The following is a 22,181-nucleotide window of genomic DNA, read 5'->3' as shown; positions in this document are numbered from 1 at the left end:
CTCCGACGGAGTGCTCCGAGATAGTGCCTGGCACTATCTCGGAGGCGCCTCGTCGAGCAGCCAGCCGGGCACCGGTGGACCGCTCACGCCTGGCTCGATGAACCATTCGGTGGCGAAGCCCCGGTTGAAGAGGTCCTCGGGCATCGCCGCGAACATCCCGGCGTCGGTGGTCTGGCTGGCGTGGCACGCGATCGCCTGGCGCTTGTGGGTGAGGTACGGCGTGACGTCGACCGCGAGGTGGATCGCCGAGGCCGGCTCACCGAACGGGTTGCCGTCGTCGGACGGGCCGTCGGGGTCGAACTCCTCGCCGATCGAGGGATCGCTGGACGTGAAGTCGGCGGCCATCTCCTTCATAGCGTCGCGGTTCCACGTCGATTCGTACACCTTCGGGGTGCCGGCGAGCTCGGCGGCGCGATGGCCGACCCGGTGCACCTGCACGTGGTCGGGGTGCCCGTAGGCGCCGTGCCAGTCGTAGGTCACGAGGATGTCGGCGTTCTCTTCGCGCAGCACCGCGGCGAGACGGTTCGCGGCGTCGTCGACGGGGGCCTGCCAGAAGCTGGCGGGGTGGCCGTTCTGGTCCCAACCGGTCATGCCGGAGTCCTGGTAGCCGAGCCAGGCGATCCGGTGGATCCCGAGGATCGCCGCCGATCGGGCGGTCTCGGCCCGGCGCCGGTCGATGAGGGTCTCCCCGTCGGCCAGGTCCGGCGGTACCTCGCCGTGATCGCCGTTGGTCGCCACGACCAGCACGACGCGGTGGCCCTCGTCGCTCGCCCGGGCCGCCGAACCTCCGGTGCCCATCACCTCGTCGTCGGGGTGGGCGTGAAAGAACACGATCGTCGCCATCGCCGTCCCAGGCAATCGGATCATCCGCCCGTTCGCTCGACGATCGATGATCTGGGCGCGATTCGTGACGCTGAGCGACACGGATCGCGCCCAGAAGGCGAAATGGCACGATCCGCGCCCAGATGATCAGGTCGCGGCGGCCCCGCTGTGCTCGAGCAGGGTGGTCACGACGTTCACCCAGGCGTTGATCGCCCGGTCGTCGTCGATGCCGAGGGGCGGCTTGCCGTACGTCCAGGCGGCCCGGCGCACGTTGACGAGGGAGCCGATCATCAGCACGGCGGTGGCCTCGCGGTCACGGTCGGAGTCGGCGTACCCGGGGAGGTCGGGGAAGCGCTGCTCGAGGTAGCGGATGGCGAACTCGTACCCGCGCTCCATCACCCCGACACGCATCGCCTCGACGAGGTCGGGCACGTCGGCGCCGTTCTTCTCGATCACGAGCGAGATCGCCTTCTCCCGGTCGAGCTCGGCGAGCATCCAGCGGGCCAAGAGCAGCAATTCGGAGCGCAGGTCGGTGAGCGGCAGGAGGCGCAGGACGTCGTCGAAGCGGGCGATCGACTCGACGTGGCGCTGGAGGGCGGCCTCGAGCAGGGCTCGTTTCGACTCGAAGTGCTTGTAGAGCGTGCCGCCGCGGGGGGCGAAGCCGGCGAGCTGCTCGATCTGGCCCACGGTGGTGGCGCGGAAGCCCTGCTCGGCGAACAACGTGAGGCCGGCGTCGAGCAGCCGGTCGGCGGTGGAGCGGGCGCTCGGCGCGGCCCGCCCGCCGCCCAGCTGCGCCAGCACGGAGCCGAGGGCCTCGCTGCTGTCGGCCGGGCTCGCGTTGGTCATCACGTGATGACTATAGTCATCACGTGATGACCGCACCGGCGGTCGCACGGAACGCAAGGGGGATGTCCGGGCGATGAGCGCAACCACGACCAGCGGACCGACGTCGGTGCACGACCTCGACCTGCCCAAGTTCGAGATCGACGTCAACGACGGCGCCGACACGCTGCTCGCCAACCGCCTCGCCGCGTCGGAAGAACACTGGCTGGCCCGGACCGACCTCGGCTACATGGTCACGCGCTACGACGACGTCGTCGCACAACTCCGGGACAAGCGCTGGCACAGCGCGGCCGGTCAGCTACTGCAGCTGTCGGGCGTCACCGACCCCGACCAACTGGCCCGGCAGGGCACGTCGATCCTCTCGGCAGAGGGCGACGAGCACACCCGTCTGCGCCGGCTCGTCGGGCGGGCCTTCACACCGCGTGCCGCCGACCGCCTGCGGCCCTTCATGCGCGAGGTGGTCGGTGGGCTGATCGACCAGGTCGCCGCCGATGGGCGCTGCGACTTCGCGGTCGACATCTGCGACCCCTATCCGATCCCGATCATCTGCGAGCTGCTCGGTGCGCCCAAGGAGGACTGGCAGCTGTTCAGCCGCTGGGCCGACGACATCATGAAGATCTTCAACTTCAACCTCCACGAGGATCTGCCGGCGATCAACAAGGCGTCCGACGAGCTCGATCGGTACACGCGACGGCTCATCGACATCCGGCGAGACCAGCCCGCCGACGACCTGCTCACCGACTTGATCGGCGCCGAGGAGGAGGGCGACCGGCTGACCACCGAGGAACTGCTGCGCCTCGTCCAGGCGGTCATCCTCGGCGGCACCGACACCACGCGCAACCAGCTCGGCTGCGCCGTCGCCCTGTTCGCCGCCCACCCGGATCAGTGGCGCCTGCTTGCCGAGCAGCCCGAGTTGGCGCCGCAGGCCGTCGACGAGGTGATGCGGTACTTCGGCGCCGTGCGGGGCACGGGACGCATCGCCAGTGAGGACATCGTGTACCGCGACGTGTTGTTCCCGAAGGGGACGTTCCTCGCCCTGTCGGTCTCGACCGCCAACCGTGACCCCGGCGTCTTCGGCGACGACCCCAACACGTTCGACATCACCAGGCCGCCCGCCGCGCAGACCCATCTCACCTTCGGCGCCGGGATCCACTACTGCCTCGGCGCGGCGCTGGCCAAGGCCGAGCTGCAGGAGGCCCTGCCGATGCTCGCCGCTCGGCTGCCGGGTGTACGCATCGACGGCGAGGTGTCGTGGAAGCCGAGCCAGGCCGGCATCTTCGGACCGCAGCACCTACCGATCGCCTTCGAACCGGGACACTGACCGGCAAACCGAGACCCTGGCGGCCAGCGGTACGCACGCGGCATCGACCCGCCCGTGCCGACACTTCTCTAGAGTCACGCGATGGCCGAACTCGACGACGTGCTCGTCAACAAGTTCACGTGGAAGATCCCCAACGCCCTCGCCCTGGTCGGATCGCGCGACGGCGAGCGCTGGAACGCAATGACCACCAGCTGGATCATGCAGCTGTCGATGGAACCGGTGCTGATCGGGGTCGGCGTGGACAACACGTCGATCACCCACGAGCTGATCAGTGGCGGCGGCTCGTTCACCGTGAACCTCTGGTCGGCGGACGACACGCGGCCGTTCGTGAAGTTCTCCAAGCCGGCGGTCCTGGAGCGGGACGGGGACACGATCACGCTCAACGGGCGCGAGGTCGAGGCCGCCCCGTCGGGCGCCCCCGTGTTTACCGAGGCGATCGCCTGGGCCGACTGCGTCGTGCGCCAGGCGATCGACTTCGGCACGCACACCCTCTACGCCGGGGAGGTTGTCGCCCTCAGGATTGGCGACGACGACGCGAGGGCGGCGGCGATGAGCGACACGCGCATGAAGTACGGCGGCGTCAAGCGCCACTGAGCGCCCGGCCACCGGGAGGTGGCGGCCGGACTACCATCAACGGTGCCAACGCAGGAACCGTGACCGTGTCCGGGTGGCGTCGCTGCGAGCCGCGCGGATGGCCCGGCGCTGCACGGCGTCCTGCAGCATCCGAGCCTGGCGCTCTCTGGCCATGAGCGAGATGTAGTCGTCGGAGTAGTGGAAGATCGGTCCGTTCATGTCGTCGACGGTAAAGAAGTATGTGGACAGATCGTGTCCGCAAACTCTGGCAATCTTGAGATTCGTGGACACGCCCGCCCGCCTCCTTCGCCTCCTGGCGATGTTCACCACGCGGCCCAGTTGGAACGCCGACGAACTCGCCGGCCGGCTGGAGATCACCGACCGCACGCTGCGGCGGGACATCGCCCGGTTGCGCGATCTCGGCTATCCGATCGTCAGCACCACGGGCCGGTACGGGGGCTATGAGCTGGGGGCTGGTGGACGCCTTCCGCCCCTGTTGCTGGACGACGACGAGGCGACCGCCGTCGCCGTGGCGTTGCGCGACCTGTCCCGGGATGCCGATCCCACGCTCGGGGAGGCCGCCCTGTCGGCATTGACGAAACTGCGGCAGGTGCTGCCCGAGCCCCTGCGCGACCGGGTCGACGCCCTCGGCGAGGTCACCGTGGGGTTCGAGAACCGTCCGGCGCCGAGCGGCGACGGGGCAGCCATCGAGCTCCCCAGCCTGATGACGTTCGCCATGGCGTGCCGCCGCCGCGAGCGCGTGACGTTCACCTACCGCGACGGTGCCGACCGCGTGACCGAGCGCCGCGTCGAGCCCCACCGCCTGGTGTCGCTCGGGCGCCGGTGGTATCTCGTCGGCTTCGACCTCGACCGCGACGACTGGCGGACGTACCGGGTGGATCGCACCTCGGCCCTGGCGACCACGGGGCACCGCAACACACCGCGGGAGACACCCGACGCCGCCGCGCAGGTGTCCGAGGGCGTGGCCTTGCGCGTGTTCGACATCCAGGCGGTGGTCCGGGTGTACGCCCCGCGAGCCGAGGTGGCGATGCGGATCGGCCCGTCGATCGGGGTCTTCGAACCGGGTGAGCCGTCCGACCCCGAGTGCATCGTGCGCATCGGCGGCGATCCCGACTGGACGGCGCGGTTCCTCGTCGGCCTGCCGTTCCGCTTCGAGGTGCTCGAACCCGACTCGGTGCGGGACGAGATCTGCGTCCTCGCCCGGCGCATGCTCAGCGAGCACACCCGCTGACCCCCCGGGTCGGGCCCTCGTGACTGCAGCGGCGAGGCGTGCTTGCAGCCGGTTTGCAGCCAGCGTCCGGCACGATGCGATCACACCGCTCCGGGGCTCCTTGGAACTCCCGGAAGGTGCGACCACACGGCGGAACATCGGTCAAGGTACGGCGGACCACGGGACCGGTGGTGTGGTGCACGGGGTGGGCTGGGGTGGGCTGGGGTGGGCTGGCCGGGGCGCCTGCGGGCGCCCCGGCTATCGGCGGGCGATGATCTCGGTCCGGGCGAGAGCGACGAACCACAGTGCCTGGAGGGCGGTGCCGGGACCGGCGAAGACTCCGAAGGCGTGGTCGGCGAACCAGGCGAACTGCAGGGCATTGGCCACGACCGATCCCGTCCCGGCCCAGACGACCCAACGGGCGAGTCGGGTGCGGCCACCCCAGGTGACCAGGGCCGTGATCGCCATCAGGCTGCCGACGCCGACGAACCAGCCGGTGTCGCCGAGGGCGTGCACCACTTCGGCGAGATGCACGAGATCGTCCAGCGGATCGCCGTCCCGGAAGCGGGCCGCGAGGTGGGCCCCGAAGACGCCGTGGGCGATGCCGCTGAACGCCAAGGCGCCGCCACCGAGAGCCAGCAGGGCGGACACGAGTTCGCCGCCCGCCGATCCCCGACCCGCGAGGTCGACGAGCTGTGGACCGGCCATGGCCAGCGCCAGCGGAAGGAGGATCAGGAGCACGTTGCTCGCCATCCAGGGGACAGGGCGGTCGGCCACATCGGCGAGCAGCTCGGCCGGGTTCGGCACCTGGTAGCGGATCGTCACCCCGACGAACAGGGCGATGGCCAGCCAGGCACCGCCGACGACGGCGGCTGCGACCCGGGTGCGCGGAGCGGTCATGATGTCTCTCCGTGGGGACTGAGCCGACACACCGGAACCCTGGAGAACCGGGCGATGGCTCCGGCGTCGTGATCGACGCCGACGCCGTGCGCCGGATCGCCGCGATCGAAGACGCGGTGCTGCGCAACGTCTGGATCACCTACGTGTACTCGCAGCTCAACACCCGCGTCCGCCGCGCCGCTGGGTTCGATCGCGATCACACCTGGTGCGGGTTCGCGACGTGGGCCTCGGCCACGGCCGGCCGGACGATCCGACGGCAGGATCTGCCCGCGGTGCTGGTCGACATCCTCGACGCCAGCAAGCGACACCGCGACGGGCTGGAGCGGGCGAACGCCGAGCGCAGGGTGGTGCGCGCACTCGGCGCTCCGGAGATCGAGACCGGCGACGTGCTCGCCGCCCTTGCCGACGCGCTCGACGACGCCAGCGCCCATGTCGGTCACGGGAACCTGGTGGTGTTCGCCGAGCTGGGCCCGCCGTTCGTCGCCTTCACCGAACTCGTCGAGCGGGATCGGCACGCCGTCGATGCGAGCACCGTCGGCGCCGCGCTCGAGTCGGCCACCGGCGCACCGATCGCCGACGACCTGGCGACGGCGTTCGGCTGGTACGCCCGAGCCGTGGCGGCCGACGACCCCGGCGAGCGAGCCCGGGCGATGCTGGCCGCCAACGTCGTCGCCGTCTCGCACGAGCAGCGCCGTCTCCAGGACGACATCGCCGCCGCGCTCGTGTCGGGGCTCGCCGCCGTCGAGGCCGCCCTCGACGCCCTCGCCGAGGACCTGCGACGCCGATCGCGCGGCCCGGCCCGGCTGCAGCTGACGAGCCGCATCGGTTTCGACAGCGTCCGCTCCGTGATCGTCCACGCCTGGGACGTCGCGATGACGGTGATGATGATGACGCTGCGGGTACCCGGCGCCGAGCTGCGCCTCGCCGAGGACGTCCCGCCCGGTCCGGGTGGGCGTCTCTATCCCGCCGACCTCGGCGAGCTCGCCGGCCCACCCGTGGTGGACCCGGACGCCGCGTCCGTGTTCGCCGGGTGGGACCGAACGCAAGGGACCGGTCGTCACGACGGCGCCCGCGACTGGGCCGACCTCCACCAGCGCATGAGCTACATCGTCAACCTCTTCCGCAGCCGCCAACAGGACGAGTCGCTCGGTGAAGCGCCATTCTCCGACGCACAGCTCGCCGATCTGCGAGACGGGAGGATGCCGCCTCCGCCGCTGCTGCCGCCGCTTCATCGCCGCCTCACCGGCGCAGGCGCGCCTGAAGCTGATCGGGGATGTTGAACGGCACCCGGTCGCCGTGGCGGTCGGCGTCCAGCAATCCGTCGAGGAGCTGGCGCCCGATCCAACTGCTCAGCCACCGCGGCACCGGGTCGTAGCGGCGTCCCCACGAACTGATCCGCGTCAACGCGACCAGCACGGGCAGGATCCATGCCACCCCGCGTGACCGGGGGACGTCGAGCAGATCGGCGACGTCATCGCCGACGTAGCGCCGCAACATCGGCGGTCCGAGGCGGGCGACGGGGCCGGGAAGGCGCTCGTGCAGCAGCTCGAGCAGCGTCTCCGTGAGGGCCGACCCCACCGCTGAGGCGGCGTGCTGACGCCCGAAGATCCGTCGCTGCAACTCGACCGCCACGTGCCGGTCGGCCGGGATCAGGTCCTCGACGACCCCGATCTGGTGGGCGACGACCCTCCAGAGGTGGAAGAAGTCGTCGGCGGCAGCCGGGTCGAACTCCACGCCGCTGCGCCGGAAGGCGTCGAGCACCACCGTCGTGAACGTCAGCATCGTGCCGGCCAGGTCTTCCTGGTTGACCGGTCGACCCCATGCTGGTGACCACACCAATCCGTCGGGCATGTCGAAGGGCGATGCGTCGGGCGGATGGTGCACCCGATGGTCGTGGTCGGTGAGCCAGCGGATCGCCGCGTGCATGAGCCGCACGTGGAGGATCCGGCCGGTGGCCGCTCCCGAGGTGAACGCTCCCGGCGCCGTGATGTCCATCAGGAACTGTGCCGTCTCGTTGAGCCGCCGCTGCGGATCGTCGCGCAGGCGGCCGGTGAGCCAGATCACGTGCGCGCCCTTGGCGGCCGCGTAGGCATTCGGTAGCGAGGCGAGATAGAGCGCCGTGAACTGGTGCAGCAGCCAATCGGAGAAGAACTGCTGGCCCCGGGCGACACGTGCCGGATCGGCCCAGGCGGGCAAGCGCGACTGGGTGGTCAAGAAGTCGGCGATCTCGGGGATCTGGTCCTCCGGTGGCACGCGGAGGTGGGTGACGAGCAGACCGAACAGGCCACCCGGGGAGGCGGCCGGTTGGCGGGTCGACGCGAAGTAGGCGGCGACGGCCGCGTCGGCCGGCGCGTCCCCCTGCTGTCGCCACGCGTCCAGCGCGGCGTCGTCCCAGCTCGGTGTCACCCGACGAGTCCCCAGGCTGCGGCGCGGTGGGCAATCAGCGCCGCTCCCATCGGCGCCGCCGTCGTCAGCGCGAGGTCGCAGGCGCGGCGTGCCGCGGCCCGGTCGCCCGACGACCGCAGACAACGGGCCTGTTCGAGGTGGAGCAACGGGAGCCACAGTCGCTCGCCGCTCCTTTCGGCGACGTCGATGCCGTGGGCAAGGCGCGGCAACGCCTCGTCGAGCAGGCCGGCCTCACCGAGGCGACTGCCGAGCAGGTAGGAGAAGTAGGGCAGGGTCTGGGGGATCGGTTGGGTGTCGACGACCTCGGCGATCATCGCCCGGCCGGCCGTCCCGTCGTCGTCGGCCATCGCCCAACCGAGCAAGGCCTGCGCCCACCGCAGCCAGAACTCGCTGCCCAGGTCCATCGCCAGCTCCCAGACCGGATCGATCCCCTGACGAACGGCTGCAGCCCGGCCTCCGAGCTGATCGATCACGGCCGTCGTGGCCGCGACGAGGCACCGACCATCGCCGTCGTCGTCGGGAATGACGGCGGCGGCCCGGGCGATGTCCCGTCCCACGACATCGTCGGGTTCAGCCCGGAAAAACCCGACCAGGGCGAGCAGTGCCCAGAGCGCGCCGAGCGGGCGGGCGCCCAGCCGGCCGGCGTCGTCGGCCCCGTCGGAGTTCCAATAGTCGGCGGCGATGTGCAACTGGTCGCCGCCGCCGGCCAGGTCGCCGGTCCAGACCAGCGTGGCGCCGAGGAACTGATGGGCGAACGCCGCCGACATCTCGTCGCCGGAGGCACTGAACACGTCCACGGTCCGGCGGGCGATCTCTGCCGCACCAGCGAAGTCACCCAGAGCCTGGCGGTTGCTCACGTCGATCATGTCGAGCGTTACCGCTGCGCCGACCGGCAGGCCGCCGTCGTTGCGAGCCTGCTCGATCACCTCGGCGAGGCCCACCGAGCCGTGCTGGGTGGCCTGGAGGCCGAACGCCAGGTTGAGCAGGGCGCGGCGGCGCAGCGCTGTCAGCTCGCCCTCGCTCTCGCCGCGGCTCAGGTGCTCGTCGATGATGCGGAGCGATCGACGAGCGTGGTGCTGGGCGTCGACGTTGCGGGAGCGGTGAATCGCCACGGAACTGGCCCGTCGCCATGCCTCGGCGGCCTCGCGATATCGTCCCGACGCCTCGAGGTGGTAGGCGAGGACCGCCGGTTCCGATGCTCGCCCCCGCGACGCCAGTTCGTCGGCGATCAGCGCATGGAGGGCGAGGCGCTCGGTGGTGAGGAGCGACTCGTAGGCGATCTCGGCCACGAGGGTGTGCGTGAAGGCGAAGCGATCCTCGCCCGCGTCGCGGAGGATTCCGCCGGCGACCATCGCGTCGAGCTGTTCCTGGAGCGCGGCGTCGCTGGTCGAGGCGTCGGCGACGAGCCGTGCGTCGGCGCGGGTGAACGAACCGCCGAGCACGGAGCAGCGCTGGGCGAGTGAGCGGCTCGGTCCGAGGCGGTCGAGGCGCCACGTCAGCGAGTCGTACAGCGATGTCGGCACGGTCGCTTCGGAGAGGCCGGCGCCGAGTGCGGCCTCGGTGAGCTCGATGACGTGCCATGGGTTGCCCCCGGAGCGACCGGCGATGTCGTTCAGCGTGGCCAGTCCGATCGGCCGGGTCCCGGCGACGCGCCGTGCGAGTTCCCGGGCGGTCGCCCGATCGAACGGTCGGAGTGTGGTGACCGGGACGGCCTCTCCGCAGAGCTCGAGCGGTCGGTGGTCGCGAGTGGTGAGCACGACGGCCACATCGGCGACGTGATCGGCGAGCGAGTCGAGGAGCTCGAACGAGGCGGGATCGATGGCATCGAAGTCGTCCACGACGAGCGCTCGACGCCGCTCGTCCCACGCGTCCACCATCGCGCCGATCAGCTGCCGTCTGGTCGGCTCGGCACCGTCGTCGAAGAGCGACGGAAACGCCGTGCGGAACGGCTGGAACGCTCCCGGTTCGTGGATCCGGTCGCCCTGCAGGCGCGTGACCGCCCACCCGGCGTCGAGATGCGACAGCACCTCGGCGACGACGGCCGTCTTGCCGAGCCCGGGAGGGCCGGCGACCGCCACCGTTCGGACCCCGGCCGAGCTCGCCTCGACGACGTCGAGCACGGCGCTGATCGCGTGGTTGTGGCCGAGCAGCTGGCCGGTGGGACGAGGACGGGTGCCGCGCGGACGGCGGGGTCCGGCGATCGAACCGCCGTCGGCGTGTGCGCTGAGCTCGAACTCGCGGGCGACGAGCTCGCTGATGACGGTGCCCAGCCGAACGGTTCCGGCGGCAGCAGTGTCGCGAAGCGCCCGGGCCGTGCGCAGCGGGGGACCGGTGATGCCGGTGAGGGTGCCGCCCGTCCCGCCCGACGGGTCGGCCTCGATGACGGCGATCCCGGTGTCGACGCCGATACGGGTCTCGAGGCGTTTGTCCACGCCATCGGCCAGATCGCGGATGGTGAGGGCGGCGGCGACCGCCTGCACGGGGGCATCGCCTCGCGACGGATACCCGAACGAGGCCGTGAGGCTGTCCCCGGTCTCGCTGACGACCACCCCGCCGTGCCCGGCGATGCGGGAGCGGGCGATCTGTCGCAGTGGGGCGAGGAGGGCGAACTCCTCCTCGGCATCCGGCATCTCCCCGTCGGAGTTTCCGAAGCCGAACCCGACCTCGACGATCGTGATGCGGCGTCGCTGCCTCGCCGGTTCGACGGGCGACTGGGCGCGAGTCGTGGGCAGGTCGTGGCGGAGGATCCGGCCCTGGAGCTCTCGCAGGGCCGGACCGGGCTCGACGCCGAGCTCGTCGGCCAAGCGGCGGCGGACCTGCTGGTAGGTGCCGAGGGCATCGGCTTGGCGGCCGGCGAGGTACTGGGCCGTCATCAGCTGCCCGGCGAACGTCTCGTCGAGCGGGTGGGCGCCAACCGCGTGTTCGAGCTCGGCCAGCACGGAACTCGGCCGCAGGCGCAGTTCGCGCGTGAACAGCTCGTGCAGCGCGGTGAGCCGCCGCTCGTCGAGTTGGACCGCGGCCGGGACGATCGCCGCACAGTCCCGGAGGTCGACGAAGGCATCACCCCGCCAGGCGCCGAGGGCCTCGCGGAGCACCGCCGCAGCGCGCTCGTCGTTCTCGTCGACGAGCGCCGCGGTCACCGCCCGTTCGAAGTCGTCGGCGTCGACGTCGATCGCCGTCGGGTCGAGCCGGTATCCGGCCGCCTCGCTGGAGATGGCATCAGCATGGTCGCCGAGGGCGCGCCGGAGTCGGGTGACGTACACCTGCACGGTCTTGCGCGGCTGCGCCTGCGGACCGTCGGGCCACAGCCCGTCGATCAGTTCGTCGACCGGGACGACCCGTCCTCGGGACGCGGCGAGGAGGCCGAGTACGAGTCGTTGCTTCGGCCCTCCCAGCGCCACCAGGGAGCCTTCGGAGACGAGCGCGACCGGCCCCAGTACCGCCAGTTGCACGGGGTCACCGTAGTTCGTGGGCGCGGTCTGAGGAGCGCTTCAACGCTTCGCCGGCCGCCTGAGTGGGCACGATCGCTCCGGCAGCTGGTCCGCCGCTCGGCGCGACGCGAACGGCTCGGGAACGCAGTCAGCGTCGCCGTCAGACGGTCCAGGTGCCGTTGCTGCGCAGCAGCGCGGCCAGGTCTCCGGGGCCCTTGCGCTCGGACGCCTGCGCCAGCTGGTTGCTGATGGCCGACGAGTACTCCTGACGCTCGACGGATCGGAAGATGCCGAACGGCGTGGGGGAGTGGTCGTCGGTGCTGAGGCGGGCCAGGGCAAAGGCTAGGCTCGGGTCGTCGCGATAGGCGTCGTGGCGGAGGATCGCGTCCTCGCCGACGTCGGCGACCTCGACGATGCGCAGTTGGCCGTCCGAGCCCATCGTGACGCCCCGCTGGTTGTCGGCGCCGAAACGGATCGGCTCGCCGTGGACGAGGTCGATCATCATCTCGTCACGCTGCTGCTTGCGGGTGATCTCGTTGAACTGGCCGTCGTTGAAGACGTTGCAGTTCTGGTAGATCTCGACGAACGAGGCGCCGCGGTGGTCGTGGGCGGCGCGGAACGTCTCCATCATGTGCTTGCGGTCGAGGTCGTGCGTGCGGGCCACGAAGCTCGCCTCGGCGCCGAGGGCGACGGTGAGCGGATTGAACGGCGGGTCGACGGAACCGAGTGGTGTCGACTTGGTGACCTTGCCGAGCTCGGATGTCGGGGAGTACTGGCCCTTGGTCAACCCGTAGATGCGGTTGTTGAACAGCAGGATCGTCAGATTGACGTTGCGCCGCAGGGCGTGGATGAGGTGATTGCCGCCGATCGACAGCCCGTCACCATCTCCCGTGATGACCCACACGTCGAGGTCGGGCCGGGCCACGGCGACCCCCGTGGCGATGGCCGGCGCCCGCCCGTGGATGCTGTGCACGCCGTACGTGTTCATGTAGTACGGGAACCGGCTGGAACAGCCGATGCCGCTGATGAACACCGTGTTGGCCGGTGTGGAGCCCAGTTCGGGCATCAGCTGCTGGACGGCCTGGAGGATGCCGTAGTCGCCGCACCCGGGGCACCACCGCACCTCCTCGTCGCTCGACCAGTCCTTCTTCGTCGTCAACGGGACATCGACCGCAGTCATTGAGCCAGCTCCTCTCTGTGCGTTCCCCGGCCACGCAGGCCGTCGCGCCGGACGGCCGACAAGCCGGCTCGGCTGAAGCCTCGGCGGCTGGCGCTCCGCCGCCCTACCCGCTCGAACGTCGGGACGCTCGCTGCGCTCGCTGTCATGAAGCCAGCTCCTTTTCGATGGCGTCTTCGATCTCGCGGGTCGAGAAGGGCAGCCCTTGGACCTTGGAGAACGACTGGGCGTCGACCAGGTACTCCGCCCGCAGGACCCGGACCAGTTGCCCCTTGTTCAGCTCGGGCACGAGCACCCGCGGGTAGCGGCGCAACAGGTCGCCGAGATCCCGGGGCAGCGGGTTGAGGTGCCGGAGATGGACCCATGCCAGCTTGCGACCGGCCCGGCGACGACGTTGCACGGCGGCATCGATGGCCGCCCACGTCGACCCCCATCCCGCGATGAGGAGGTCGGCATCGTCGGCGTCGCCCTGCACGACGGTGGCATCGAAGTCCGACGCGATGCCGGCGACCTTGGCCGCCCGCAGGTCGACCATGCGCTGATGGTTGGCCGGCGTGTAGTCGATGTTGCCGTGGCCGTCGCCCTTCTCGAGGCCACCGACCCGGTGCATCAGGCCCGGGGTGCCGGGGATCGCCCACGGTCGGGCCAACGTGACGGGGTCCCGGAGGTACGGCCAGAACTCGTCGTGGCCGTTGGAGTCGACGTGGTTCATCTCCGTGGCGAAGGGCACCGAGATGTCGGGCAGCGAGGCGATGTCGGGCAGCTGCCAGGGTTCCGAGCCGTTGGCGATGAAACCGTCCGACAGCAGGATCACCGGCGTGCGGTACTTCACGGCGATGCGTACCGCCTCGATGGCGGCGTCGAAGCAGTCGACCGGGCTCGACGCGGCGACGACGGGAAGCGGTGCCTCGCTGTGCCGCCCGTACAGCGCGAGGTTGAGGTCGGCCGCCTCCGTCTTGGTGGGCAGACCGGTGGACGGGCCACCGCGCTGGATGTCGACGATCAGCAGCGGCAGCTCGAGCGACACGGCGAGCGAGATGGTCTCGCTCTTCAGCGCCACACCAGGGCCGCTAGTGGTGGTGACGCCCAGGTGGCCGGCGAACGCCGAGCCGAGGGCGATGCCGACCGCGGCGATCTCGTCCTCGGCCTGCACGGTGCGAATGCCGAAGTGCTTGTGCTTCGACAGCTCGTGGAGGATGTCGGACGCCGGGGTGATGGGGTAGGAGCCCAGTGTGATGGGTAGCTTCGCCAGCTGTCCCGCGGCGATGATGCCCCAGGCGAGTGCCGTGTTGCCGGTGATGCTCGTGTACTCGCCCGACGGGAGGGCGGCCGGGCGGACCTCGAACCGGTGGCCGACGGCTTCGGTGGTCTCGCCGAAGTTGAAGCCGGCGAGGAACGCCGCCCGGTTGGCCCCCGCGACCATCTCGTTCTTGCCGAAGCGCTCGTCGATCCAGTCGAGCGTGGTCTCGATCGGCCGCGTGTACATCCACGACACCAGCCCGAGGGCGAAGAAGTTCTTCGAGCGTTCGGCATCGCGAGGCTTGACGCCCAAGGGCGCTGTGGCCTCCTTCGTGAGGCTCGTCATCGGCACCCTGATCACCCGGTACGTGTCGAGACTCCCGTCGGTGAGCGGGTTGTACGACTCGGCGTCGTCGCCCTCGCCGGTTCCCGGTCGGACGTAGCCGGCCTTGACGAGGTTGCGGTGATCGAAGGCGTCCTCGTTGACGATCAGCGTTCCGCCCGTCTCGAGCCGCCCGATGTCGGCGCGCAGGGCGGCAGGGTTCATCGCCACCAGCACGTTGGGCTCGTCACCGGGGGTGGTGATCTCGTGATCGGAGATGTGCACCTGGAAACTGGACACGCCGTTGACGGTTCCGGCCGGTGCTCGAATCTCGGCCGGATAGTCCGGCAGCGTGGACAGATCATTGCCGAAGGACGCCGACACCGATGTGAATCGGTCTCCTGTCAGCTGCATCCCGTCTCCCGAATCGCCGGCGAATCGCACCACGACCCGGTCGAGCACCTGTGCGTCCCCACGCCCAGCAGTCTCAGTCATATGTTTTTCGGGCCGGCGTCGTTGCCGCCCCCCTCCACCCGTCAACAGTAGCGGCACCATTGGCGGAATCTCGGGTTCGGATGGTGGGATCGCCGGCCGGGGCGCCCCGGCGGGCGCTCGCGAGTCGGCCCACCGCCCGGTTCCGGGCTCGTTCGGCCGCTACGTTGAGCCGATGCTTCGCACCCGCTTCGCCGTGTCCGCCGTTGCCGCTGCTGCCGCTCTGGCGTTCGGAGCGGTCGCGGCAGCCGGGTCCGGCGACGGTGCCGCGTCGGTACCGCCGCCCACGCAGCCGCGGCCCACCGCGCCCCCGCTCACGGCGCCCGTCGCCACCGTCACGGTGACGACCCTGATGGCCGCCCCGACGACCGTCGTCGCGACGGCGGACACAGCCGGCAGCCAGGAACCCACCGGGCATGAGGAGGACCCCAGCGCGGCCGACGACGCCGGCGTGCTCACACCCCAGGTGCGCGCCGCCGTCCTCGCCACCATGGGGCTCGACGAGGCCTCGTTCCAGTGCCTCGCGTCGGCCGTCGGCGGCCCGATCATCGTCGACGACACGGCGGCCGCCACCGCCCTCCAGTCCTGCGGGATCCCGGTCGCGACGTTCGTCGACGGCGCCGCCGCCATCTGGGCCCGGGGGCAGCAGGCGCTCGACGGGGCCCCGGCCCCGAGCGGCTCCGCCGTCGATCAGATCCCGCCGGACGATGCCTTCTTCGTCGGGTTGCTGTTCCTCGTCCCGTCGGACGGCCTCGAGTGCCTGGCCGACGCCGGGCTCGGTCCGGCCGCCACCGACGACGAGGCGCTGGCCGCGCTGACGGCTTGCGAGGCACCCATCTCGGGCATCGTCTCGGGCATCATGCTGGCCCTCATCGACACCGACGACCTGTCGGGCCCGCCGGCGACCACGGCGCCGGCGGTCACCGCGCCCCCGGTGGCTCCCTCGACGGCCGCCGCGTCGCCATCGTTGCCGGTGGTTCCCACCGTGCCCGGACCGACGGCGGCGCCGGGGGTGACGTCTGCGCCCGTCCCGACAGGGGTGCCGCTCGATGATCCGTCGATCGCCGTGGTCCAGCAGCTCTTCGCCGACCAGGGCATCACGCTGAGCCCCGAGCAGGCGTCGTGCGTCGTCGGCGGCTTGAACAGCGTGAACGTCGACAACATGGCCTCGATGGCCGCCCTCCTCGACAGCTGTCAGGTCTTCTGACCGATGGACTGATGCTGTTCGCCGAACTCGCTGCAGCCTCCGAGGCGGTGGCCGCAGCCTCGGCGCGCTCGGCCAAGACCACCGCGATCGCCGACGTCCTGCGGCGGCTGTCGCCCGACGAGGTCCCGGTGGCGGTCGGGATCCTCACCGGCCAGCCTCGGCAGGGGCGGATCGGCGTCGGCTGGTCGACGTTGTCCAAGCTCGGCGCCGTCCCGGCTGACGAGGCCACGCTCGAGATCCTCGAGATCGATCGATGGCTGGACACCCTCGCCGGTACCGCCGGTGCCGGCTCGGTCGCAACTCGCCAGCAGCTGCTCCGCGACGTGTTCGATCGGGCGACGGCCGCCGAGCAGCGACTGCTGTGGGGCTTGTTCAGTGGCGAGCTGCGCCAAGGTGCGCTGGAAGGGGTGATGCTCGACGCCGTCGCCAAGGGATCGGGCGTGCCGGCGGCTGCCGTCCGGCGGGCCAACATGCTGTCGGGCGACCTCGGCGCGACCGCCAGGGCGGCGTTCGCCGGGGGAGCGACCGCGCTCGAGGCGGTCACGCTGCAGCCCGGCCGTGCGGTCGAGCCGATGCTGGCCTCGCCGGCCGCCGACGTCGTCGACGCCCTCGCCAACACCGGGTTGGCCTCGGTGGAATGGAAGCTCGACGGTGCCCGCGTGCAGGCCCACCGACGTGACGGCGCCATCCGCCTGTTCACCCGGAACCTCAACGACATCACCGATCGGCTCCCCGCCGTGGTCGACCTCGTCGCCGGGCTGCCGGGCGGCGACCTCGTGCTCGACGGGGAGGTGGCCGGACTCGCCGAGGACGGCTCACCCCGCCGGTTCCAGGACACGATGAGCGACTTCGGCGCCGACGCCGTGAGCGGGCGCGGCGGCACGCTCGGCGCCTACTTCTTCGACGTTATGCACGCTCAGGGCACCCCGTTGGTGGACGAGCCCCTGTCGACCAGGCGGGCCGTGCTGGTGACCACGGTGCCCGAGCAGTTCCGGCTGCCCTCGATCGTCACCGCCGACGCGGACGAGGCGGCGGCGTTCATGGACGACGCCGTTCGTCGTGGGCAGGAGGGTGTGATGGTCAAGGCGATCGAGTCGACGTACGCGGCAGGGCGGCGGGGCGGATCGTGGCGCAAGGTCAAGCCGGTGTACACGTTCGACCTCGTCGTCTTGGCGGTCGAATGGGGTCACGGCCGCCGGCGGGGCTGGCTGTCGAACCTCCACCTCGGGGCGCGCGACCCGTCGTCGGGGTCGTTCGTGATGGTGGGAAAGACCTTCAAGGGCATGACCGACGAGCTGCTCGCCTGGCAGACCGACACGTTCACGAAGATGGCGATCGGCGGCACCGACGGCCACGTCGTCCACGTGCGGCCCGAGTTGGTGGTGGAGATCGCCATCGACGGGGTGCAGCGCTCCACCCGCTATCCCGGCGGCGTCGCCCTGCGCTTCGCCCGCGTCAAGCGCTACCGGCCCGACAAACGGCCGGCCGAAGCCGACACGATCGAACGCCTCCAGTCGATGCTCTGACGGCACCGTCCACCCATCCGAGTACTGAACGTCGCCCGAGTGTGGACGCCCCCGCATCGGGCCGTTCCATACTCGAATGAGACGACCGCAACGGCCGTCGCCCGAAGGAGTGTGACAGGGCACGGGTAGCGTCATCGGGCCATGGCGACGTTGCGATTCTCGTTCGGCACGATGGGTTCCGGGAAGAGCACCGTCGCGCTGCAGATCCATCACAATCTCGCCTCGCGTGACCTGTACGGCCTGCTGCTCACGTGCCTCGACCGTGAGGGGCACCAGGTCACCAGCCGGCTCGGCGTCGCCGCCCCGGCGCTCGACGTCACGCCCGACGTCGACATCCACGCCCTCGCCGTCGAGCACTGGCCGATTCACTACCTCGTCTGCGACGAGGCGCAGTTCTACACACCGACCCAGTGCGACCAGCTGGCCCGGGTCGTCGACGAGCTCGAGGTGGAGGTGTACGCCTTCGGCCTCATCACCGACTTCCGCGGTCAGCTGTTCGACGGGACGCGCCGGTTGCTCGAACTGGCCGACGAACGGGTCCCGCTGCAGGTGGAGGCGCGCTGCTGGTGTGGTTCACGGGCCACCCACAACGCCCGTGTGGTGAACGGTGCCGTGGTCTACGAGGGTGAGACGGTGATGGTGGGCGACACGGCCGACTCCAGCACGCCGCCGCTGTTCGGTGACGCGGTGCGATACGAGCTGCTCTGCCGCCGGCACTTCACGCAGGGCGAGCTCGGCGACTGACGGCGAAGCGGTGCTCGGTGCCCAGCCCCTCGAACGTCGCCGGACCCAGCGGGGTGAACGCCAGCTGGTCGTCGGCGACGGCGTCGACCACTGCTGCCGACACGACGACCTGCGAGGGCCCGGCCGACGTCACCAGGCGGGCGGCCCGGTTGACCTCGACGCCGTAGTAGTCGCCGTCGAGGGCCACGGTGAGGCCCGTCGCCAGCCCGACCCGGACATCGGGCAGCGTCTCCTCAGCGGCCACGGCGTCGACGATCGCCAACGCCGTCCGGCAGCCGTCGGTGGCGCTCACGGTGACGAACATCGCCTCGTCGCCGATCATCTTGACGAGACGACCGGGCCCGCACAGCGAGGCCTGGGCGATCTCCTCGAAGCGGCCGATCGCCTGGGCCAGCTCGGCCGGGCCCTGCCGGGTGGTCCACAGTGTCGACCCGACGAGATCGGCGAACCCGACGGTGATCAGCAGCTGGTCGTGCGTCGGCAGGTTGCCGTGGGCGGCGTTGAGACGGCGGATCGCGTGGAGGGCATTGCGCTTCAACAGACCGACGAACAGGTCGGGGAGCACGTCCATCGTGCGCACGGCGTCGTCCGCGGCGAGCGTGATGTCGAGGTCCGATGCGCCCTTCTCCACCAGCGGGTCCTCGATCGACATCGTGAACAGGCTGAAGGCGGCTTCCGTGATCCTCGTGACGGCGTTGCCGAAGACCCGGGTGAAGCGGACGAGGTTCTCGGTGCCGAACAACCTGCGGGCCGCCACGAACGAGCGCAGCACGTCGTCGTCGGTGGCGGAGAACACCAGCTCGTCGTCGGCCGGCGCGGGCATGCCGATGCCCACCCAGATGTCTCGCAACTCGTCGGTGGTGAGTCCGAATCGCTCCGCCGTCTCGGCCAGCGTGCGTCGCGGCTCGTTGCCCAGCAGGCGGTATTCCAGCAGCGCGTCGCGTAGCGACGGCCCCGTGTCGAGGCCCTCCACGCGCTCGGGGGCGACGCCCGCCTCGATGAGGAAGCGGCGGATCTCGGCGAGATCGGCGCTCGGAGCCGGACAGGTGGACGTGCCGTCGTCGCTCATCGCCGCCATCGTGCCATTCCGACAGCGGCCGGCTCGCCGACGCCTTGTTACCCACGGGTAGGATTCGGTTCGTCCGTTCATCAGCCGAAAGAGACAGCCATGCCTGAAGCCGTGATCGTCGCCACCGCCCGCAGCCCGATCGGCCGCGCGAACAAGGGCTCGCTCGTGTCCATCCGGCCCGACGACCTCTCGGCCCAGATCGTCACGGCGCTCCTCGCCAAGGTGCCTCAGCTCGATCCTTCGCTCGTCGAGGACCTGATGATGGGATGCGGGCAGCCCGCCGGTGAGGCCGGCTTCAACATCGCCCGCGTCACGGCGATCCTCGCCGGCCTCGACGACGTGCCGGGCGTGACCGTCAATCGCTACTGCTCGTCCAGCCTCCAGACGATCCGCATGGCGGCCCACGCCATCAAGGCGGGGGAGGGCGATGTGTTCATCGCCGCCGGCGTGGAGACCGTGAGTCGCTACGCCGCCGGATTCTCCGACTCGGCCCCCAACGACATCTTCAAGGACGCCGGCGCCCGCACGCTCGAGCGCTCGCAGGGCGGCGCTCCCACCTGGACGCCGGCCCAGGGTCTGCCCGACATCTACATCGCCATGGGCCAGACCGCCGAGAACGTGGTGCAGGCCGAGAACGTCTCCCGCCAGGAGATGGACGAGTGGGCGAAGCTGTCCCAGGACCGGGCGGTCGCCAACATCGAGAACGGCTTCTTCGCCGAGGAGATCACGCCCGTCACGCTGCCCGACGGCACCGTCGTGTCCACCGACGACGGGCCGCGCGCCGGCGTCACGCTCGAGGGCCTCGCCGCGCTGAAGCCGGCGTTCCGCCCCGACGGCCAGGTGACGGCCGGCAACGCCTGCCCGCTCAACGACGGCGCCGCGGCGGTCCTCGTGATGAGCGACACCAAGGCCGCCGAACTGGGCATCACCCCGCTCGCCCGGGTCGTGTCGTCGGGCGTGTCCGGCCTCAACCCCGAGATCATGGGTCTCGGCCCGATCGAGGCCAGCCGCCAGGCCCTGGCCCGGGCCGGCAAGACGATGGACGACATCGACCTCGTCGAGATCAACGAGGCGTTCGCCGCGCAGGTCATCCCCTCGGCCAAGCATCTCGGCATCCCGGCCGACAAGCTGAACGTGCACGGCGGGGCGATCGCCCTCGGGCACCCCTTCGGCATGACCGGTGCCCGCATCATGACGACGCTCATCCACGGCCTCCAGGCGACCGACACGCAGTTCGGCCTGGAGACGATGTGCGTCGGCGGCGGCCAAGGCATGGCCATGATCGTTGAACGATTGTCGTAGTTTCGTCCTCGGCGAGCGTCGGTCGCTGCGCTCCCTCGCTCGCCTGCGGCGAGGTGATTCGAGCTCGCTTCGCTCGCACGAAGAATTGAAAGAGGCGGCGGCGGAGCAAGCTCCGCTAATCGCCGCATCGAGGGGGGAATCCCCCCTCGAGCACCCCCCAACGGGGCGCTACTGCCGAACGTCCGAGCGGGCGACGTCCGCCCCGCTGAACGCCGCACCGAGCGGGGGCAGTAGTCCCCCTCGAGCACCCCCCGACGGGGCGCTACCGCGGCACGTCCTGCGACCGGGGGTCTGACGGGGCGGCGCCGAAGACGTCGGCGCGGACGCGCACGACGTCGGGATTGTCCGGCACGCGCAGGGCGCGCAGGATGTACCGCTGCCCGCCGCTCGTCAAGCTCGCCAGCGACCAGCAGTGCTCGGACTCCGGCCGGGCGCCGTGGTCGATCACCGAATCGACGTCGAGACCGGCCGACTCGGCCTCGGCTTGCCACAGCGGCATCAATCCGCGTCGGAGATCGGGATCGTCGAGCAGGTCGGAGCCGTCGAGGTGGAGCTCGATCGACGTGATCGAGACCGACACGACCGTGGACACCTCGACGATCTCGGTGCTGATCTCGCCGTCGAACATCACGACGACCGGTCCCGTCTCCGACAGCATCGACCGCACGAAGCCGTAGCGGACCAGCGGAAGGCCGTCGTCACCGGTGGTGGTGCAACGCACCCGGTCGCCGTGCTCGAACATCATGCGGCGGAGAGCACCGTGTCACTGAGACTGCGCCACGACGCGACCGCTTCGGGCCAGTCGTCGAAGCGCCGATCGGTCAAGGCGATGAGCGAGCGGCCGGCGCGCGGGTCGACCCACAGCATGGTGCCGGCGCCGCCGAAGTGGCCGAACGTGGCCGGCGAGTTGTCGGTTCCGGTCCAGTGCGGTGACTTGTCGCCACGGATCTCGATGCCGAGTCCCCATGGGCATGGAGCGAATCTCCCCACCCCCGGAACGATACCGCTCAGGGAGGGGTACTGGATCGAGACTGCCTCGACGGCGCTCTCGGTCGAGATCAGCTGCGGCCGCTGCAGTTCGGCCACGAAGGCCACGAGGTCGTCGACCGACGCCCGTGCGCCATGGGCGGGCGATCCGTTCATCGTGGCCGACGCCATGCCGAGCGGCTCGATGACGGCTGCGGTCAGGTAGTCGGAGAACGGCATCGACGACGCGACCGCGATGTGCTCGGCGGCGACCTCGATCCCCGAGTTCGAGTAGATGCGGGTGCGCTCCGGTGCGGCGATCGGATCGGGGCCGTCGAACGGGTAGCCGCCGGCGTGGGCGAGCACGTGCCGCAGGGTGCATCCCGGCTGCCCGACGGGGTCGTCGAGCGTGACCGTGCCCTCCTCGACGGCCACCATCGCGGCCCAGCCCGTGAGCATCTTGGTGATCGAGGCGAGACGGAACGGCCGGGCCGTGTCGCCCCAGCGGTCGATCACCGTGCCATCAGCATCGACGACGGCCGCGGCGGCATTGGGCACGTCCCAGGACGCAACAGCTTCGAGCACGCCCCAATTGCTATCGCCGCCGGCC

Annotated in this window: 19 protein-coding genes; 8 read left to right on the top strand and 11 right to left on the bottom strand. The window is 70.7% G+C overall.

Annotated features, from left to right (window positions below):
* Window positions 1-33: 33 nt before the first annotated feature.
* On the bottom strand, window positions 34-867 hold the full coding sequence (locus DN771_RS05060) for a PIG-L family deacetylase (RefSeq protein WP_227462277.1): 834 nt from the start codon (window positions 865-867) through the stop codon (window positions 34-36).
* Between the two features lie 102 nt (window positions 868-969).
* Window positions 970-1,668: a TetR/AcrR family transcriptional regulator gene (locus DN771_RS05055; RefSeq protein WP_116996261.1), complete on the bottom strand. Its 699-nt coding sequence runs from the start codon at window positions 1,666-1,668 to the stop codon at window positions 970-972.
* Between the two features lie 73 nt (window positions 1,669-1,741).
* Between DN771_RS05055 and DN771_RS05050 the strand changes: the two genes are divergently transcribed.
* Window positions 1,742-2,986 (top strand): cytochrome P450, encoded by a 1,245-nt coding sequence (locus tag DN771_RS05050; protein ID WP_116996260.1) that lies wholly within the window; start codon window positions 1,742-1,744, stop codon window positions 2,984-2,986.
* Between the two features lie 81 nt (window positions 2,987-3,067).
* On the top strand, window positions 3,068-3,580 hold the full coding sequence (locus tag DN771_RS05045) for a flavin reductase family protein (RefSeq protein WP_116996259.1): 513 nt from the start codon (window positions 3,068-3,070) through the stop codon (window positions 3,578-3,580).
* A gap of 36 nt (window positions 3,581-3,616) precedes the next feature.
* On the opposite strand, the gene DN771_RS29210 is transcribed toward DN771_RS05045, so the two are convergent.
* Window positions 3,617-3,778, bottom strand: a complete 162-nt coding sequence (locus tag DN771_RS29210) for a hypothetical protein (protein ID WP_162941550.1) — start codon at window positions 3,776-3,778, stop codon at window positions 3,617-3,619.
* 64 nt (window positions 3,779-3,842) lie between these two features.
* Here DN771_RS29210 and DN771_RS05040 point away from each other — a divergent pair, with 64 nt between their 5' ends.
* The gene (locus tag DN771_RS05040) at window positions 3,843-4,811 is read left to right on the top strand and encodes a helix-turn-helix transcriptional regulator (RefSeq protein WP_162941549.1); all 969 of its coding nucleotides are present in this window, start codon (window positions 3,843-3,845) and stop codon (window positions 4,809-4,811) included.
* 237 nt (window positions 4,812-5,048) lie between these two features.
* Here DN771_RS05040 and DN771_RS05035 read toward each other — a convergent pair whose 3' ends face one another.
* Window positions 5,049-5,690, bottom strand: coding sequence for a hypothetical protein (locus DN771_RS05035; protein WP_116996257.1), 642 nt, complete (start codon window positions 5,688-5,690; stop codon window positions 5,049-5,051).
* 68 nt (window positions 5,691-5,758) lie between these two features.
* Here DN771_RS05035 and DN771_RS05025 point away from each other — a divergent pair, with 68 nt between their 5' ends.
* A complete protein-coding gene (locus tag DN771_RS05025) occupies window positions 5,759-6,970 on the top strand; it encodes a hypothetical protein (RefSeq protein ID WP_162941548.1) in 1,212 nt (403 codons plus the stop codon).
* On the opposite strand, the gene DN771_RS05020 is transcribed toward DN771_RS05025, so the two are convergent.
* The 4 genes from DN771_RS05020 to DN771_RS05005 form a co-directional block, all read right to left on the bottom strand.
* Window positions 6,930-8,096 carry an oxygenase MpaB family protein gene (locus tag DN771_RS05020; RefSeq protein WP_162941547.1) on the bottom strand — a complete coding sequence of 389 codons (1,167 nt, stop codon included), beginning with the start codon at window positions 8,094-8,096 and terminating at the stop codon, window positions 6,930-6,932. The two genes, DN771_RS05025 and DN771_RS05020, sit on opposite strands and share 41 nt — an antisense overlap.
* Window positions 8,093-11,548: an ATP-binding protein gene (locus tag DN771_RS05015; protein WP_116996254.1), complete on the bottom strand. Its 3,456-nt coding sequence runs from the start codon at window positions 11,546-11,548 to the stop codon at window positions 8,093-8,095. The genes DN771_RS05020 and DN771_RS05015 overlap by 4 nt, the downstream gene beginning before the upstream one ends.
* Window positions 11,549-11,687: 139 nt before the next feature.
* Window positions 11,688-12,707: a 2-oxoacid:ferredoxin oxidoreductase subunit beta gene (locus tag DN771_RS05010; protein ID WP_116996253.1), complete on the bottom strand. Its 1,020-nt coding sequence runs from the start codon at window positions 12,705-12,707 to the stop codon at window positions 11,688-11,690.
* 142 nt (window positions 12,708-12,849) lie between these two features.
* Entirely contained in the window at window positions 12,850-14,760 is a 1,911-nt protein-coding gene (locus DN771_RS05005; protein ID WP_227462276.1) for a 2-oxoacid:acceptor oxidoreductase subunit alpha, read from the bottom strand.
* Window positions 14,761-14,932: 172 nt separating this feature from the next.
* Between DN771_RS05005 and DN771_RS05000 the strand changes: the two genes are divergently transcribed.
* The 3 genes from DN771_RS05000 (at window position 14,933) to DN771_RS04990 (ending at window position 18,234) form a co-directional block, all read left to right on the top strand.
* Window positions 14,933-15,964, top strand: a complete 1,032-nt coding sequence (locus DN771_RS05000) for a hypothetical protein (protein WP_116996251.1) — start codon at window positions 14,933-14,935, stop codon at window positions 15,962-15,964.
* 11 nt (window positions 15,965-15,975) lie between these two features.
* On the top strand, window positions 15,976-17,490 hold the full coding sequence (locus DN771_RS04995; RefSeq protein WP_116996250.1) for an ATP-dependent DNA ligase: 1,515 nt from the start codon (window positions 15,976-15,978) through the stop codon (window positions 17,488-17,490).
* Between the two features lie 141 nt (window positions 17,491-17,631).
* Entirely contained in the window at window positions 17,632-18,234 is a 603-nt protein-coding gene (locus tag DN771_RS04990; protein ID WP_116996249.1) for a thymidine kinase, read from the top strand.
* Here DN771_RS04990 and DN771_RS04985 read toward each other — a convergent pair.
* Window positions 18,209-19,303, bottom strand: coding sequence for an adenylate/guanylate cyclase domain-containing protein (locus DN771_RS04985; RefSeq protein WP_162941546.1), 1,095 nt, complete (start codon window positions 19,301-19,303; stop codon window positions 18,209-18,211). The genes DN771_RS04990 and DN771_RS04985 overlap by 26 nt on opposite strands.
* Window positions 19,304-19,402: 99 nt before the next feature.
* Here DN771_RS04985 and DN771_RS04980 point away from each other — a divergent pair, with 99 nt between their 5' ends.
* Window positions 19,403-20,605, top strand: coding sequence for an acetyl-CoA C-acetyltransferase (locus DN771_RS04980; RefSeq protein ID WP_116996247.1), 1,203 nt, complete (start codon window positions 19,403-19,405; stop codon window positions 20,603-20,605).
* Window positions 20,606-20,867: 262 nt separating this feature from the next.
* On the opposite strand, the gene DN771_RS04975 is transcribed toward DN771_RS04980, so the two are convergent.
* A complete protein-coding gene (locus DN771_RS04975; protein WP_116996246.1) occupies window positions 20,868-21,350 on the bottom strand; it encodes a hypothetical protein in 483 nt (160 codons plus the stop codon).
* On the bottom strand, window positions 21,347-22,156 hold the full coding sequence (locus DN771_RS04970; protein ID WP_116996245.1) for a serine hydrolase domain-containing protein: 810 nt from the start codon (window positions 22,154-22,156) through the stop codon (window positions 21,347-21,349). Before DN771_RS04970 ends, DN771_RS04975 begins: the two co-directional genes overlap by 4 nt.
* Between the last annotated feature and the right edge of the window lie 25 nt (window positions 22,157-22,181).

It is taken from the genome of Desertimonas flava (assembly GCF_003426815.1).
Lineage (GTDB): Bacteria > Actinomycetota > Acidimicrobiia > Acidimicrobiales > Ilumatobacteraceae > Desertimonas > Desertimonas flava.
Note: the sequence above shows the minus strand (reverse complement) of the source record. Positions and strands in the feature narration are given on the sequence as shown.

What these genes read in the sequence shown, in the direction of transcription:
- DN771_RS05005 (WP_227462276.1), bottom strand. Translation starts at nt 14,760, where the DNA reads ATGACTGAGACTGCTGGGCGTGGGGACGCACAGGTGCTCGACCGGGTC.
- DN771_RS05035 (WP_116996257.1), bottom strand. Translation starts at nt 5,690, where the DNA reads ATGACCGCTCCGCGCACCCGGGTCGCAGCCGCCGTCGTCGGCGGTGCC.
- DN771_RS05050 (WP_116996260.1), top strand. Translation starts at nt 1,742, where the DNA reads ATGAGCGCAACCACGACCAGCGGACCGACGTCGGTGCACGACCTCGAC.
- DN771_RS04995 (WP_116996250.1), top strand. Translation starts at nt 15,976, where the DNA reads ATGCTGTTCGCCGAACTCGCTGCAGCCTCCGAGGCGGTGGCCGCAGCC.
- DN771_RS04985 (WP_162941546.1), bottom strand. Translation starts at nt 19,303, where the DNA reads ATGAGCGACGACGGCACGTCCACCTGTCCGGCTCCGAGCGCCGATCTC.
- DN771_RS05060 (WP_227462277.1), bottom strand. Translation starts at nt 867, where the DNA reads ATGATCCGATTGCCTGGGACGGCGATGGCGACGATCGTGTTCTTTCAC.
- DN771_RS04975 (WP_116996246.1), bottom strand. Translation starts at nt 21,350, where the DNA reads ATGATGTTCGAGCACGGCGACCGGGTGCGTTGCACCACCACCGGTGAC.
- DN771_RS04990 (WP_116996249.1), top strand. Translation starts at nt 17,632, where the DNA reads ATGGCGACGTTGCGATTCTCGTTCGGCACGATGGGTTCCGGGAAGAGC.
- DN771_RS04980 (WP_116996247.1), top strand. Translation starts at nt 19,403, where the DNA reads ATGCCTGAAGCCGTGATCGTCGCCACCGCCCGCAGCCCGATCGGCCGC.
- DN771_RS05010 (WP_116996253.1), bottom strand. Translation starts at nt 12,707, where the DNA reads ATGACTGCGGTCGATGTCCCGTTGACGACGAAGAAGGACTGGTCGAGC.
- DN771_RS05045 (WP_116996259.1), top strand. Translation starts at nt 3,068, where the DNA reads ATGGCCGAACTCGACGACGTGCTCGTCAACAAGTTCACGTGGAAGATC.
- DN771_RS29210 (WP_162941550.1), bottom strand. Translation starts at nt 3,778, where the DNA reads ATGAACGGACCGATCTTCCACTACTCCGACGACTACATCTCGCTCATG.
- DN771_RS05055 (WP_116996261.1), bottom strand. Translation starts at nt 1,668, where the DNA reads ATGACCAACGCGAGCCCGGCCGACAGCAGCGAGGCCCTCGGCTCCGTG.
- DN771_RS05000 (WP_116996251.1), top strand. Translation starts at nt 14,933, where the DNA reads ATGCTTCGCACCCGCTTCGCCGTGTCCGCCGTTGCCGCTGCTGCCGCT.